The following is a 14,760-nucleotide window of genomic DNA, read 5'->3' as shown; positions in this document are numbered from 1 at the left end:
CTAAACTTAAAGTTAAAAAATTAAAAAAGTAAAAACAAAAAGTCTTTGACGTAATCGACAAGCTTTTTTTCTATTTATTATGAGCAACTTGTTCCATATCTGGACTACAAGTTTTCGACTGACATGACTTACTTAAAGAACATGCTGCGCATTTTCCTTTTTTACTTCTCTTTACAAAATTAACTAACGTGTATGCTGCATAACCAAAAATGATAGCTCCAATTATAATATTGACCATCATTATACATCTCCTTTTAGAATCCTAGTAAAGATCCAACTTGGTATATAATAAGCGTTAATACATACGCAACAACAAGCGGGTAAACGACTGAGAAAATCGTCCATTTCGCTGATCCTGTTTCACGTTTAATAACAGCCACCGTCGCTAAACATGGAACGTATAATAAAATAAAGAACATAAATGCATAAGCTGATAATGCTGTATAATGTGCTCCCATTACGTTTCCAAGCACATCTTCTTTAACTGCATAAATAATTGCCATTGTTGAAACGACAACTTCCTTCGCTAAAAATCCTGTTAAAAGGGATGCTGCAGCTTGCCACGTTCCAAAGCCGAGCGGTGCAAATAGCGGTGCGATAAATCCACCAATCATCGCTAAGTAACTGTCTCCCATATCAACACCAAATCCTGATGGACCTGCATAGTTTAATAACCAAATGATAACTGAACCACCGAAGATGAATGTACCAGCTTTACGAACAAATCCTTTTCCTTTCTCCCATGTGCTCAGCCATAACGTTTTTGCTTGTGGCACACGATAAGGAGGTAATTCAATTACGAAAATAGACTTTTCCGCTTTCAAAATCGTAAGAGACATAATTTTTGTAACTAATAACGCAAGAACAATCCCTGCAACATATAAAGAAAATACAACAGTCGCCTGACTATGCGGGAAGAATACGCCCGCAAATAATGCATATACAGGTAATCGTGCTGAACAAGACATAAATGGTGTTACTAAAATGGTAAGTAAACGTTCTTTCTCCTGTTCAATCGTTCTCGCAGCCATAATACCTGGAACGTTACATCCAAAACCGATAATCATCGGAATAAAAGCTTTTCCGTTTAAGCCGAAAAACTCCATAATTCTATCCATAACAACTGCAATTCGCGCCATATACCCTGAGTCTTCTAATAATGAAATGAAAAAGAATAGTGCAAAGATTTGTGGTACGAATACTAATACAGCACCAACACCGGCAATAATACCTTCTGTAACGAGTGCTTGAATAAAATGAGAAGCTCCAATACTTGTAAGTCCAGCCGTCACCCAATCCGTAAGCTGGCCACCAAAAAACTCATCTAACATATCAGATAAAGGTGTACCAATCCACGTAAACGTAACCTGAAAAATAAAAAACATAACTGCTAAAAAGATTGGAAGTCCTAAAATTTTATGTGTAATTAATCTATCAATTTTTTCTGAAAAAGGAATTTTTCCTTCTTTCTCATGCTTCATAACATTTGTTTTTAACTTTTCAATATACGCTTCACGAGTTTTGTAAATGTGCTCTTCTAACGTACAATCAAGTTTTCCTTCTAAGCGAGATCGAATGGCTATGAGTTCCTTATAAATTGGTAATGCTTTCATTTCTTTTTCTACTACTTCGTTATTGCTTAAAAATTGAAGTGCTAACCATCTCGGATGCTCGTAATTCACTGTCTCTAAAAGAGCAATTACTTCTCCAATTCCTTCATCCATTTGTACACCATATGAAATAAGGAATGGCTTTTTCTCTTTTTTGTCATTTTCTTTAAGAGTCGTAAGCAGTTCTTCACAGCCTTTTCCACTCCTTGCAACAACAGGAACGACTGTTACACCTAATAGTTCTGATAATCGTTTTACATTAATGACAATTCCTCTTTGCTTCGCCACATCAACCATGTTTAAACCAATTGAGACTGGCTTACCAAATTCAAGTAACTGCAACGTTAAATGCATATTTCTTTCAAACTGCGAGGAATCTACGATATTTAACATATGATTAAATTCTTCTGTTAATAGAAAGTTTGTTACAACACCTTCATCACGTGAAACTGGATTTAAATCATAAACACCTGGTAAATCAATTAATGTTCCTTGTCTATCTTTTAATTTACCAACCTTCTTTTCTACTGTTACACCGCTCCAGTTTCCTACATATTCATAAGAACCAGTAAGTGCATTAAATAATGATGTCTTCCCTGTATTCGGATTCCCTAGCAAAGCTACCTTATTCACGCTAATTCCACCTTTATCATTTTCGCGTCACAATGACGAATACTAATTAACTGTCCACGACACTCCAATGTACAAGGACCTTTAAACATCGCTTTCTGTTTCAGGCGAAGTTCGCTTCCTTCAGCAAGACCGAAAGCAGCTAGTCTACGCTTTAATAGCTGATCTAAAGACTGAATACTTTTTACTAACACTTTCTCTCCAATTTTAATATCTACTAAACTCATAACCTTCCCCCTCAGAAGAGAATGATAATTATTTTCAAAAAAATTATACCACACCCAATTTCTCTTGTACTATACCCTTTTGCTTCATATTTATTAACATTTCGCTACAATTCTATTTCAATTATTGTCATACTGTATTCGTTTGCCATTCTCATCCATTTCGCTTACAATAAACAATAGCAAATAAAGAATCTCGTTATCACTGGGGGAGCCATGCCGCTGAGAGGGAACACTTCGTTCCGACCCTTCGAACCTGTTAGTTAATGCTAACGCAGGGATTGTGCAAACGTCCGAAATACATACCTCATTTTTATTTACGTATTTCGTATCCTCCTATGATATCTATTCTTTTTTGTACAACTTGGATTTAGGGGGAGACAACATGCGTAACACTAATTTACAAGCGATGATCGAATCTGCTATTCTTGCAGCCTTCGCCATGATTATCGATATTTTACCATTATCACTTAAACTTCCAACAGGCGGTTCTATCTCATTCGCTATGATTCCTATTTTTATTATTGCTTACCGCTGGGGCTTTAAATCAGCTTTCTTAGGTGGTTTAGTTTGGGGACTATTACAAATAGTCGTGGGGGATGCTTACATTTTAACACCTGTTCAAGCATTCATTGAGTACTTCATTGCCTTTGCTTTTATCGGATTTGCTGGCTTATTCTATCGTCCAATTCAAAAAGCACTTTTAACGTCTAATGAAAATAGTGAAGAACATTCAAGTTTAGGTAGTCGCAATGAACAACCTTCAGCAAAACAAAACCATGGTAAGAAAATCCTTGTTTACATTATCCTTGCTACATTTGTCGGTAGCTTTGCTCGCTATTTCTGTCACTTTATTGCCGGTATTATTTTCTGGGGACAATATGCGCCGAAAGGGCAATCAGCTGTGTTATATTCATTAATCGTAAATGGAAGTACAATGCTTGGTTCTTTTATTTTATGTACAGTTTTACTTATATTTTTATTCCTCACTTCCCCACGCTTATTCAAAAGCATCAGTGCTTATCAAATGAATACACAAAAAAAGGGCGCTTAATGAGCGCTCTTTTTTCATATCGTAATATTAATTAAAAATACAATAAATGCGCAAAAGAAAATAAATACCATTATACTTAGCCAATTGCTATGCACGGTTCATCGACTCCTTACATAACCTCATTTTCTAACCAGATTATATCGCTTAAAAATAAAGATTAGGTAAAGATAATATGAAAATAAATTAAAAAAAGCGTAGCATGCATTATCTACGCTTTTTTCGGTAAGTAAAAGTAAAATAATACACCGTCTTCTGTATTTTTCACTCCATATTCAGCATCGTGTAATTCTAAAATATTTTTAGAAATAGCAAGCCCAAGTCCCGTCCCACCTTGTGAACGCTGACGAGCTGTATCCACGCGATAAAAACGATCCCAAATTTTATCTAATTGTTCTTCTTCAATGTGAGTACCTTTATTTTCAATACAAACTTTTATACAATCCTTCTCATCTATTGCAGAAATAATAATATCTTCTTTATTTGGTGTATAACGTATGGCATTCGTAATGAAGTTAACGATGACTTGTTCAATCCGGCCTTGATTTGCAATCACTTCAAATGAATGTATATTTTTATGAACATGAAGTTCTTTTTTCTCTATTTCCACAGATAGATGTTCACATATATCTTCAATTACTGTATCAATATAAAACGAAGACTTTTTCATTTTATATGTACCAGATTCAAATTTAGCTAGTTCAAGCATATCCAAAATTAAAGTATCCATTTTGTCTACTTCTCTCTCCATCGCTTGAAAATAATACTCTTTTTTATGCTCAGCTACCCCGTCTTTTAAAATGGAAATACAGCTTTTCATAATACTTAGCGGTGTTTTTAATTCATGCGAAACACCAGAAATGAATTCTTTCCGTGTATTTTCTAACTTTCTTTCCTTTTCAATATCTTCTTCTAACTGTCCAATATGTGAATGGAGCTTATTTGATAGCACATTAATATTTTTCGATAAATCTCCAATTTCATCTTTTGAAGTAATCGGTATTTTTTCTGTAAAATCTAATTGTGCTATTTTCTTCGTCGTATCATTTATTTTTAATAACGGTTTGGCAATTTGTTTTGAGTAATAGAACGAAGCTAAAAAAATAAGAACGACTACAAATGCAATGATATAGATGTAATAATCTTGCACCATTTGTACAGCTTCATCTACGGGCTGTAAAGAAGCCATCGCATAAATATATGTTACTGATCCGTCTTTTTCTTTTATTGGTTTCATTAATAATTTATATTTAATATCATTTTTTTCATAGTCCATTGTTTGTGTTGTATATCGTATTTTATTGCTTTCTTTTAATAATAAATCGGTTTGAAAACCCTTAATATTATCTAAAAATATGCTATTTTTATAAATTGGATTCACAGGACCGTTTATATCTGGTAACTGTACTTTTGTAACACGTCCTCCTATGTAAACGCCTAATTCCTGAGCAGCTTCTTCCTGAACAGCTGGTTTCTTTTCCTTAGCAAGTTGCTCCCCAGCCGCTCTCTTTTTCTCCTCATCTAATTTTATTTTCTCCTGAAATGCTTTTTCTAACGGTTTATTAGATCCGCTTAAATTCTGCTTAGATAAAGAAAAAGAGAATGGAATAAAACTATCTTCTTTTCTCACTCCAGAAAAATAAATTTCTTGTCCTAAAAACTGCTCTGATAATTTATTATCAATTTCCTCTATATTGACGAGATTACCTAAGGGAATTTTGAATATTTGTTGTCCAAAGCTCTTTTGTTGCCTACGATCTATCGTTACTTCAAAATAAAAATCATCTGCGTGTTTTAAATTCCCGTTCTTATCTAATGTCGTAATCCACGTATTATTTTCTCTTAAAAAGTCTTGCTCAAGTTTCTGAATTCCTTCTACGTTTCCTGTGTAGTTTAAATAATTCTTCTCAAAGGAATTTAAATTTACTTTAATATCTTCCACTTTTCGATTCGCATAATATTGTTTAAAAAATATCGTTTGTCCAATAAATATCGTCGCTAAAATCAACATACATAATGCTGTTGTAAGAGTAAATAATTTTAGTACAATTCCTTTTCTCATATATTCCCCTCAAATTTATAACCAGTTCGTACTACAGTTGTAATGTACTTTGCTTTCTCTCCTAATTTATTTCTTAAATTACGAATATGACTATTCACCGTTCGATCATCGCCAGCAAATTCATATCCCCAAATTCTTGAAATGAGTTGCTCTCGCGTTAAAACGATTCCTTGATTTTTCATGAAATACACCAATATTTCAAACTCCGTATGCGTTAAACTAACATCTGCCTCATCAATAGTAACAGTACGCGACGGAAAATGGACATGGATGCCATGAATCGATAACGTATCATCTTCGTTCTCTAAAGGTTTCTTCGATGCTTTTCTACTTTCTAATAATCGTTTCGCTCTTGCTAATAAAATTGGAGGACTATACGGCTTCGTCACATAGTCATCTGCTCCAAGTTCAAAACCAAGTAACGTATCATCTTCATCTACGCGCGCCGTCAGCATAATAATAGGCACCTCGGACGTCTTCCTAATCCTTCGGCAAACAGACCATCCATCGAGTTCTGGCAACATAATATCTAAAATAACTAAATCAACCTCTTCTTCTTCAAATACAACTAAAGCCTCTTTCCCGTCCCTCGCTTCAAACACTACATATTGTTCACTTAAAAAATAATCTTTTAATATTTCACGTAATATGTCTTCATCTTCAACAATTAAAATGTTTTTTGACATCACTTATATATCCCCCTCTCGCTTTCAGAAACTATAATTTCACTTTGAATAACTGCCAGTTAACTTCGCCTCGATAATATATCTATCTGGTGCATCCCCTATATAATCAAATGGGTAACAAGTTGTCAGTGTTAATATCGGTTCTTCTTTTTTTATAATAACAGTACGATCATCCGCATGAGTAATCCATGTCTTTTGAATTTCATATGTGTACGTTTTATTATCATACTCTAAAACAAGGGTATCCTTTTCTTTCAACTCTTCTAAATCTGTAAATACAGTATCTCGATGTCCACTCAGTACAGTATGTCCCCCTCCAGATGGAGTTGTCGTTAAATCACTAACGAACATACCCACTCCTTTTTTCAAAGTCGTATCATCTGCTCCCCAATATATAGAAAACTTCTTCTTTATTTTCGGTATGTTTAACATCGCTACCTTTTCTCCTTCTTTATGTTCTGTTTGAGAAGAAGGCACTTGAGAAGTTACAGGTGTTTCATGAGAAAGTTGAGTATCTTGTATATTTTTAAGGCTCTTTATTTCTTCTGCCGTTAATTGCCCAGCAGAGCTTCTTCCTTTATACCATTCCACAGCATAATAGGATCCCATGAATAGCCCTATAGCCATCAATATGATACCGATATAATTGAGTAACTTCATTCTTCATTCCTCCATGCCAAAAATGGTAGGAGTAACCTACCATTTTTAATATATGAAATTATCCCATTCTTTATAGGAAAATATTTTATTTACGCTTTAATCTTATTGCGACGATTCAAACCAAATAATGTACCTACCGCTACAAGACATGCACTTAATCCCATCATTGCTACATTATTTGATGCTGTATTTGGTAATTTTTCACCTTGTACAACTGGCTTTGCTTCTTCTTTTTTAGCTACTTCATTCTTTTGCTCGGCTTTTATCGCTGCTTCTTTTTTAGCCATATCGTTTTTTAACTGTTCTTGCGCTATTCTCTTTTTCTCTTCTTCACTTTTTTTCTCAGCTTTTATTGTTTCCTCTTTTTTAGCCATATCATTTTTTTCTTGTACTTGTGCTGCTTGCTTTTTCTCTATTTCACTTTTTTGCTGTTCCTTGATTGCTTCTTCTTTTTTAGCTTTATCCTGTTGTACTTGCGCTTCTTCTTCCTTTATTACTGTTCCAGTATCCGCACTCGCTACTGAAGAATATCCTACTGTTAAAAGTGCCATTGCACAAATTGGTAATAGTTTCTTTTTCATTTTCACTCTCTCCTTATATTTTATTCACATCTACTCGCATCGGATGTATTACTAGAATAAGCAAGAGATATAAATATAAGATGCAGATGAAATATATTTCATTTAAAGATTTCATTGTAGAAAAAGAAAAAAACATCGCAATATGTACGATGTTTTTTTCGGGTGTGTGTCTCAATTATTTACATGTTACTTTCGCGTGATTTGGAAGTAGAACGGGCCGGAGCGATAACTAATTGTCTCGGCTCAGTTTTCTTGAAGTGATTTTTGACGTTACACTTACGACGTTGAACAACCCACGCTTTAATAGGGTTTGTTAAAATAATCTTTTGCTCTTCGTTAGGGGCCTCTTCTTCAAACCTACAACTCTCGCTCCATTTATTCCATTTCATTGTAAATTTAGAAGAAGAATGATCATCTTCACGATCAAACAAGTGCAAAAAATCCATTTTTCCATCTAGCATTACGGTGTTACTAGTCGCTAAAAAAGAAAAGGTCGTCCAACGTTTCTCCATGCCCTCCTACTCCTTTTTCACATATAGAGTGCCTAAAACTTAATTTACCTAAAACATGCTTGCCTTTTACCTTACACCCATAGTTTATCCAAAATGCTCTTATGCAACTATCGATTTGCCTTACAACTACCTTACATTTTTGTAAGAAACAAAAAAACCTTCACTCTATATAATGAAGGTTTCTTACTTTTTATCTATATGATCTCTCATATCATCAAGTCCAGCTTCTTTTAGCTGCGACATCATACCGTGCGAAATTGCTCCTAACACTAAAGTCATTCCAATTAATGAAATACGAATCGCAGGTACATCAATTACGTAAGCCAACAGGCCAAGAACAATTGTTAAAAGTAATGCTTTTATAAATGTTACACTTGTGTACTGTTTCTTCTTCATCATATTCACCCTTTATGGAAGCGTTTTCTTAATATACTTAGTATATCATATCATCAGATGATTTTGTCGTTATCTTTGTAAAAAATTACTATCTCCTTTGACTTTTTCTATTCTATCCTTTACAGTCGAAATGTTCATAAGTTTTACACTGTAGGAGGATTACAATGAATATTGAAATAAAAGACACTTTAATTTCTGAAGAACAATTACAAGCAAAAGTTAAAGAATTAGCACTTCAAATCGAACGTGACTTTGAAGGAGAAGAAATCGTAGTTATCGCAGTATTAAAAGGTTCATTCGTATTTGCTGCTGATTTAATTCGTCACATCAAAAATGATGTAACAATTGACTTTATTTCTGCATCTAGCTACGGAAATCAAACAGAAACAACAGGAAAAGTGAAACTACTAAAAGATATCGACGTAAACATTACTGGGAAAAACGTAATTGTTGTAGAAGATATTATCGATTCTGGTTTAACACTTCATTTCCTAAAAGACCACTTCTTTATGCATAAACCAAAAGCACTCAAGTTCTGTACATTACTTGATAAGCCAGAACGTCGTAAAGTAGACTTAACAGCTGAATATGTTGGCTTCCAAATTCCAGACGAATTCATCGTTGGATACGGTATCGACTGTGCGGAAAAATATCGTAACTTACCATTCATTGCTTCAGTTGTAACGAAATAATCGTATAACTTAAAAAATCGATAGTACATAAAATGTATATCGGCGATTTTCAAAATATATCGACCGTAACTCAAATTATATCGGCGATTTTTTTAATATATCGATTTACCGACAATAACTGACAATCTTAGCACCCAATTAATAGGGAGAAGCTGTTCTAAAATACATGGGAACAGCTCCTTTCTTTCCATTTACAAACTACAGGGAGAGATGAAATATGACAAAGACAAAATTTGAAAAAGTACTCCTCATCGTAAATCCGAAAGCTGGTCAAGGTGACTTACATACAAATTTAACGAAAATCGTACCACCTCTTGCCGCAGCTTTTCCTGATCTACATATCCTTCACACGAAAAAACAAGGTGATGCAACAAAATATTGCCAAGAGTTTGCTAGTAAAGTAGATTTAATTATCGTCTTTGGTGGTGATGGAACAGTATTTGAATGCACAAATGGCCTAGCACCTCTCGAAAATAGACCTACACTTGCAATCATTCCAGGCGGAACTTGCAACGACTTCTCTCGCACACTTGGTGTTCCGCAAAACATTGCAGAAGCAGCAAAACTTATTACAAAAGAACACATAAAACCAATTGACGTTGCAAAAGCAAATGGACAACATTTCTTAAACTTCTGGGGAATTGGCCTCGTATCTGAAGTATCAAACAATATAGATGCAGAAGAAAAAGCAAAGCTTGGTAAAATCGGTTACTATTTAAGCACAATTCGAACTGTCAAAAATGCTGAAACATTCCCAGTAAAAATCACTTACGATGGACAAGTATATGAAGACGAAGCTGTCCTAGTTATGGTTGGAAACGGTGAATATCTTGGTGGTATTCCATCCTTTATTCCAAACGTAAAATGTGATGACGGAACACTTGATATTTTCGTAGTCAAATCAACAGGTATTCAAGCATTTAAAGATTACATCGGAAAGAAACTATTTGAAGACTCAAATGAAAATGACATCTTCCACGTAAAAGCGAGATCCATTCATATCGAAACAGAGGAAGAAAAAGAAGTAGATACAGATGGAGAAAGTTCGCTTCATACACCTTGTCACATTGAATTATTACCAGGACACTTTACAATGATTTATAATCCTGCGGTTGTGTAAAGCAAAAACGAGTGCTAGCACTCGTTTTTTCTCTTCTAATCTAGTTATGTCGTTGAATCATTTCCTCTATTTCTTTAACTCTGTCTAAAGTAATTCCATTTCTTTGTTCAATTGCTAAAGGATGGTCGGTTGGCTCTAATTCAACATACGGTGCCATTCCAACTTCTCTTATATGTACATTTGTTTTTAAATTTAATGTTTCTGGATAAACTGGTATCTCTACAGATAACCATCCAAAATAAGGATCACTATTTTCCCTGCCTCTTTCATCCCACTCTTCTAATACTTCATCATAACTTTCTTTACTAAGCGATACCCACACAGTCCAAATAAAATTTTCGTGGTAATCAATTATAGGAATCTCTAAACATCCTCTAATAAAATAATGTTCACCATCCATTACACAAAGATCTGATGTTAAATGGAAGCGTTCCTCTCTTTCATGGGGCGCTACCTCGTAATAATAATATGGTGCTTCACTTCCGTAGCATAGAGGTAGTGCAAAACGATGCATTTGTACTTTTTCTCCGGATTTTCTTCTTCTTTTCATTTGTCATTCTTTCTCCTATCCTTTTCAGTCACAATCAAACTCTACCCAATTTCTCCAATGCGTATTAGCATTTTCATTCACAATAACACTTGGATCTTTCTTCTCTATTGCAGCGGCTACTGATTGGAAGAATTCATTTTCACTTACTTTTTCGTCTTCAACATGTTTCCATTCTTCCGTTTCATACGCTACTTCCCAGTCGCCTTCTAAACCGAACTCTTCTAAAATTTCTCCTTTATCCCACCACAATAATTTTTGAGCTTCCTCATTAGTAGCAAGCATACGCATAAAGTATGTTGGATAATGCTCTGTCGTTTGTACTTCTATTCCATTATTTATATAATCCTCTTCTGTAAATTCATATTCAAAATGATGCTCGCGAATTTTCAAACTGCCGTTATAAATATTCGGTATAAATTCACCTTCATCATCAAACAACTCATAATCGCCATTATTTAATTGTAAAATGCAATCATCACCCATTGAATGAGTAATTCTATCGCCATATACTTGAATATCATTACATACACCTAATGAACCTACACCCACAATTTGAAACACCATTAGCCAATCCTTAGCATCTTTAAAGAAAAGAGAGAATTTCACTTGTGAAATATCCATATATTCATTATCAAAGGCAGGAAATTCATAGTTACTTTGCTTTTTATCTAATAGTTTTAAAATATCTTTTTGCATATGTATCATCTTCACCCCGATATAAACAAAAATATTTTTTTAATTTCACTAGAGTATAACATAACCATACTTACCTGTGACATTCTAATAAAACTACTAAAAAATAGAAGAATGGCTTGTTTGCATACTCTAGTTCTTTTTATGTACAATGAAGGAAAGAAGCACCTTCATATAAGGGAGAGGACAAACTTTGTTCAACCAACAGTTAGTTAATTTACGCATTGATTTTGCATTTAAACAATTGTTTGGTACGAATGGTAGCGAAGATATTCTAATTGCATTTTTAAATGCTATGTTACAAGAGTCTTTAGAGTCGTCCATTGCTTCTCTACAACTAGAAGATCCACATTTACACAGGGAATATGAAGAGGATAAGTTATCTATTTTAGACATTTCAGCAACATTAGACACAGGAACAAAAGTCAATGTAGAAATACAACTCAATAATAATCACGATATGGTTAAACGCAGTTTATATTATTGGGGAAGACTATACACATCTCAACTACAAAAAGGGATGCCCTACAGTGCACTTCACAAAACCATCACCATAAACTTACTAAACTTCGTAATGTTTTCGGAACACCCAGCCTTCCAAACAACAAGCATATTATGGAATACACAACAACAAAAACTCCTGAGTGACGACATTGAAATCCACATTATAGAAATTCCAAAGTTAACTGAACAATGGCATGAAGAAAAAGTAAATCCGTGGAAAGATCCATTTGTTCGTTGGCTTTTATTGCTTTCAGCAAATGAGGATGAGCACTTAACTAAACTATTGGAGGATATTGCTATGAACCAAGACCCTATTTTACAAAAAGCGATAAATAAATGGGAACGTATGAGTCAAGATTCATCTTTCCGACAAGCCTATGACGCAAGGGAGAAAGTTTTAATGGATGAAGCAGCAAAATTCGCCCATGCAGAGACAGAAGGAATAAAAAGAGGAATGGAACAAGGGATGAAACAAGGAATTAAAAAAGGCATTGAAAAAGGTATTGAACAGGGCATTGAAAAAGGCATTGAACAGGGCATTGAACAGGGCATTGAACAAGGTCGAAAAGAAGGAGTTCAGCAGGGGAAAATTCAAATGATTAAAAATATGTATGATCTTGGTATACCACTTGAAACGATTGCTAAGGCAAGTAAATTAAGTTTGCATGAGATTGAGCATATTTTAGGACATAAATAGTGATAAAAAAAGAGCTTGAATAGTTTCAAGCTCTTTTTTATCAACTCTCCTCAATATCATCCAATTGAGTCTTATAACATTCATCACACTCTGGCCTCGTAGGAAGAATCCCTCTTTCATCAGGTAATAAAACCCTCAAAACTTCTCGAGCCATCTCTACGAAAGACTTCATAATAATGGGATATCCTTCAATAATATTCGTATACTCAATCCCTTGTTCAAACTTTTTTCCGCTCTTTATTTCTTCTATTATGGTACAAAAAACACTATGCGCGGCTTCAGGATCCATATTTAATGCTATTTGTAAATCTTGATGATTAAAGTTATCTCTTAGACCATGCGTATGATAATTAGCATGGATGCCATCAATATCTTCTGCTAATATGCTATGCATGTACCATCCATACTCTTGTAGCATGTTTTCTTCCCATTCATCTGCATCCTCTTCTAAATCTTCATCAAACAAATTCGGATCATACCACACGTCCTCGTAATCTCCAGCAATTAAAAATCTCCAACCAGGTGGTAACCCTAAATACTTCTTTATTTCAGGTGCCCATTCATCAATATGTTGAACGTGTAAAGGAAGAAAGAAATCTTCTTCTGTCCCCATTTCTTCACCAGCCCAAATGTACCAACCTGTCGTTCCGTTTTCTATAGGCATTCGTAACCCATTAATCGGAGCGATACCATCTTTCACATTTTGCGCTATTCCTAATTTCAAGTCATTCGGAGATTCTACATACTCCGCTTTATATTTATCACATATACTCCTCTGTTCTTTTATGTATTTTTCCATCCTTTTAGCACACTCCCCAATTTTTGAAAGATAGATTTCTTTGCCGAAGCACTCTCTAACTTCCATACCCCACACGGATTATAAAATGGATCCTCTTGTTCATAACGATTATCCATATAATGAGATAAAAGATACACTGGAGCATCTTCTGTGAAACTAATTGTATCTCCATCTTTCAAATTAGGTTTTTCCAATATATTATGTAGGTTAAAATCATTTAATAAATCTACAGCTACTTCCGGATCTATCCCTCCGTCTAAAACAACGTCTGGTAGATTAAATGCTTGCATTCCACATGAATAGTAGCCGTCCTCTTCATCTCCAACTAAAGTTACAAGGTGCGAATACATCGGGAATATTTCCTTATCCTCTGCAAGCTCTTGCCATTCTTCTTTCGAATAAGCCATACCTGCTGTTTCAACTTTTAAAGCAAGTCCACCTGCATTTAAAAGTTCCATTCCTACATCAATTACTTCTTGTAATCTCTCTGTATCGTCAACTTTTGCAATAACATACACTGTATAAGTATGCTTCTCCAACTCCTGAAGCAATTCTTCATCAAAACGCTCACCACCTGCATAGAAGAAAGCCTCTCTCAAAGAAGGGTCTTGTTCATATATATCAATTTCAAAGCCAATCTCTTTCTCCTTATGGTGCATAACATTTCCCGCTAATATATAGTTACTTTTACTCACAACTTCTTGTATTAATTCTGTTCTATCTTTCCATAAACCAGGTACTCCAATAACGATTTGTGTCTCCATCATATGCACTCCACTTCTCATCTATTTTCAATCTATTCTTTCAATCTTCCAAACTAAATTAGCTGGGATATCTTTCTCTAAAAAGGTTAACATCCATACAGTTTAGGCATCCTACTATGATTAAAATCTCCAAATATAACACTCCATGTGTACATTTATATTTATTTTCGTTTACATACTATTGTTATTCATAATCCATTTTAGCTAATAAACAAACGAAAGAGAACTAGGTGGATTAATGTTTACTTAAAAATAAAAAGTCCGAAACTATATAAAGTGATTTCGGACTTTTTATTTTTAAAATATTAAATTACATTTTGAACAAAAAGGAGCTGAATTTCCTCTTCTAATTTTCGTATCACATTTTGGACAATATACATATCGTTCCTCTACCTTTTGTCGTTCTATCATGTGTAAGGATACTATTTTCATACTGCACATAATTCCAATTAAGATAAGGCTAAAAATGAGTAGCACAACGCTCTTCCTTCCTTAACTACTTACCTGTATTTTACCATTAAATAAAGAT

General features: G+C 34.3%; 18 protein-coding genes and 1 riboswitch. Of the genes, 4 read left to right on the top strand and 14 right to left on the bottom strand.

Translation table 11 applies throughout. From position 1 onward, the window contains the following. Positions 1 to 70 precede the first annotated feature (70 nt). The 3 genes from HMPREF1014_RS00405 to HMPREF1014_RS00395 are packed head-to-tail and all read right to left on the bottom strand — an operon-like array spanning position 71 to position 2,467. On the bottom strand, positions 71 to 241 hold the full coding sequence (locus HMPREF1014_RS00405) for a FeoB-associated Cys-rich membrane protein (protein ID WP_000989600.1): 171 nt from the start codon (positions 239 to 241) through the stop codon (positions 71 to 73). A 13-nt stretch (positions 242 to 254) separates the two neighbouring features. After that, entirely contained in the window at positions 255 to 2,243 is a 1,989-nt protein-coding gene (gene feoB, locus HMPREF1014_RS00400) for a ferrous iron transport protein B (RefSeq protein ID WP_001044851.1), read from the bottom strand. After that, positions 2,240 to 2,467: a FeoA family protein gene (locus tag HMPREF1014_RS00395; protein WP_000060512.1), complete on the bottom strand. Its 228-nt coding sequence runs from the start codon at positions 2,465 to 2,467 to the stop codon at positions 2,240 to 2,242. Before HMPREF1014_RS00395 ends, feoB begins: the two co-directional genes overlap by 4 nt. 194 nt (positions 2,468 to 2,661) lie before the next feature. Beyond that, positions 2,662 to 2,763: riboswitch (TPP riboswitch) on the top strand. A gap of 86 nt (positions 2,764 to 2,849) precedes the next feature. On the opposite strand from HMPREF1014_RS00395, the gene thiT reads away from it, so the two are divergent. Beyond that, positions 2,850 to 3,518, top strand: coding sequence for an energy-coupled thiamine transporter ThiT (thiT, locus tag HMPREF1014_RS00390; RefSeq protein ID WP_001246586.1), 669 nt, complete (start codon positions 2,850 to 2,852; stop codon positions 3,516 to 3,518). A gap of 208 nt (positions 3,519 to 3,726) precedes the next feature. Here the strand turns inward: thiT and HMPREF1014_RS00385 are convergent, their stop codons facing one another. The 6 genes from HMPREF1014_RS00385 to HMPREF1014_RS00360 form a co-directional block, all read right to left on the bottom strand. Beyond that, the gene (locus HMPREF1014_RS00385; protein WP_001225358.1) at positions 3,727 to 5,577 is read right to left on the bottom strand and encodes a sensor histidine kinase; all 1,851 of its coding nucleotides are present in this window, start codon (positions 5,575 to 5,577) and stop codon (positions 3,727 to 3,729) included. After that, a complete protein-coding gene (locus HMPREF1014_RS00380) occupies positions 5,574 to 6,263 on the bottom strand; it encodes a response regulator transcription factor (protein ID WP_009326303.1) in 690 nt (229 codons plus the stop codon). Before HMPREF1014_RS00380 ends, HMPREF1014_RS00385 begins: the two co-directional genes overlap by 4 nt. 39 nt (positions 6,264 to 6,302) lie before the next feature. Continuing rightward, positions 6,303 to 6,923 carry a class D sortase, LPxTATN-specific gene (gene srtD, locus HMPREF1014_RS00375; RefSeq protein WP_000771590.1) on the bottom strand — a complete coding sequence of 207 codons (621 nt, stop codon included), beginning with the start codon at positions 6,921 to 6,923 and terminating at the stop codon, positions 6,303 to 6,305. Between the two features lie 89 nt (positions 6,924 to 7,012). After that, on the bottom strand, positions 7,013 to 7,504 hold the full coding sequence (locus HMPREF1014_RS00370; protein WP_000728014.1) for an LPXTG cell wall anchor domain-containing protein: 492 nt from the start codon (positions 7,502 to 7,504) through the stop codon (positions 7,013 to 7,015). A gap of 179 nt (positions 7,505 to 7,683) precedes the next feature. After that, entirely contained in the window at positions 7,684 to 8,016 is a 333-nt protein-coding gene (locus tag HMPREF1014_RS00365) for a hypothetical protein (RefSeq protein ID WP_000415613.1), read from the bottom strand. 183 nt (positions 8,017 to 8,199) lie between these two features. After that, positions 8,200 to 8,415 carry a hypothetical protein gene (locus tag HMPREF1014_RS00360; RefSeq protein WP_002001286.1) on the bottom strand — a complete coding sequence of 72 codons (216 nt, stop codon included), beginning with the start codon at positions 8,413 to 8,415 and terminating at the stop codon, positions 8,200 to 8,202. Positions 8,416 to 8,576: 161 nt separating this feature from the next. Between HMPREF1014_RS00360 and hpt the strand changes: the two genes are divergently transcribed. Continuing rightward, positions 8,577 to 9,104 carry a hypoxanthine phosphoribosyltransferase gene (hpt, locus tag HMPREF1014_RS00355; RefSeq protein WP_001019296.1) on the top strand — a complete coding sequence of 176 codons (528 nt, stop codon included), beginning with the start codon at positions 8,577 to 8,579 and terminating at the stop codon, positions 9,102 to 9,104. Positions 9,105 to 9,321: 217 nt separating this feature from the next. Continuing rightward, a complete protein-coding gene (locus tag HMPREF1014_RS00350) occupies positions 9,322 to 10,224 on the top strand; it encodes a diacylglycerol/lipid kinase family protein (protein WP_000167891.1) in 903 nt (300 codons plus the stop codon). Positions 10,225 to 10,264: 40 nt separating this feature from the next. Here HMPREF1014_RS00350 and HMPREF1014_RS00345 read toward each other — a convergent pair whose 3' ends face one another. Next, entirely contained in the window at positions 10,265 to 10,774 is a 510-nt protein-coding gene (locus HMPREF1014_RS00345) for a DUF2199 domain-containing protein (protein WP_000830210.1), read from the bottom strand. A gap of 24 nt (positions 10,775 to 10,798) precedes the next feature. Continuing rightward, a complete protein-coding gene (locus HMPREF1014_RS00340; RefSeq protein WP_001168095.1) occupies positions 10,799 to 11,470 on the bottom strand; it encodes a DUF7003 family protein in 672 nt (223 codons plus the stop codon). Positions 11,471 to 11,660: 190 nt separating this feature from the next. Here HMPREF1014_RS00340 and HMPREF1014_RS00335 point away from each other — a divergent pair, with 190 nt between their 5' ends. Then, positions 11,661 to 12,668, top strand: coding sequence for an Rpn family recombination-promoting nuclease/putative transposase (locus HMPREF1014_RS00335; RefSeq protein ID WP_000483129.1), 1,008 nt, complete (start codon positions 11,661 to 11,663; stop codon positions 12,666 to 12,668). A gap of 40 nt (positions 12,669 to 12,708) precedes the next feature. Here the strand turns inward: HMPREF1014_RS00335 and HMPREF1014_RS00330 are convergent, their stop codons facing one another. From HMPREF1014_RS00330 to HMPREF1014_RS00320, 3 genes are all read right to left on the bottom strand, one after another. Further along, on the bottom strand, positions 12,709 to 13,467 hold the full coding sequence (locus HMPREF1014_RS00330; protein ID WP_000417359.1) for a DUF4262 domain-containing protein: 759 nt from the start codon (positions 13,465 to 13,467) through the stop codon (positions 12,709 to 12,711). Then, positions 13,452 to 14,231, bottom strand: coding sequence for a DUF4261 domain-containing protein (locus tag HMPREF1014_RS00325; protein ID WP_000449849.1), 780 nt, complete (start codon positions 14,229 to 14,231; stop codon positions 13,452 to 13,454). Before HMPREF1014_RS00325 ends, HMPREF1014_RS00330 begins: the two co-directional genes overlap by 16 nt. Before the next feature lie 297 nt (positions 14,232 to 14,528). Further along, positions 14,529 to 14,708 carry a hypothetical protein gene (locus HMPREF1014_RS00320; RefSeq protein WP_001986677.1) on the bottom strand — a complete coding sequence of 60 codons (180 nt, stop codon included), beginning with the start codon at positions 14,706 to 14,708 and terminating at the stop codon, positions 14,529 to 14,531. Between the last annotated feature and the right edge of the window lie 52 nt (positions 14,709 to 14,760).

Source organism: Bacillus sp. 7_6_55CFAA_CT2 (assembly GCF_000238655.1).
GTDB lineage: Bacteria > Bacillota > Bacilli > Bacillales > Bacillaceae_G > Bacillus_A > Bacillus_A cereus.
Note: the sequence above shows the minus strand (reverse complement) of the source record. Positions and strands in the feature narration are given on the sequence as shown.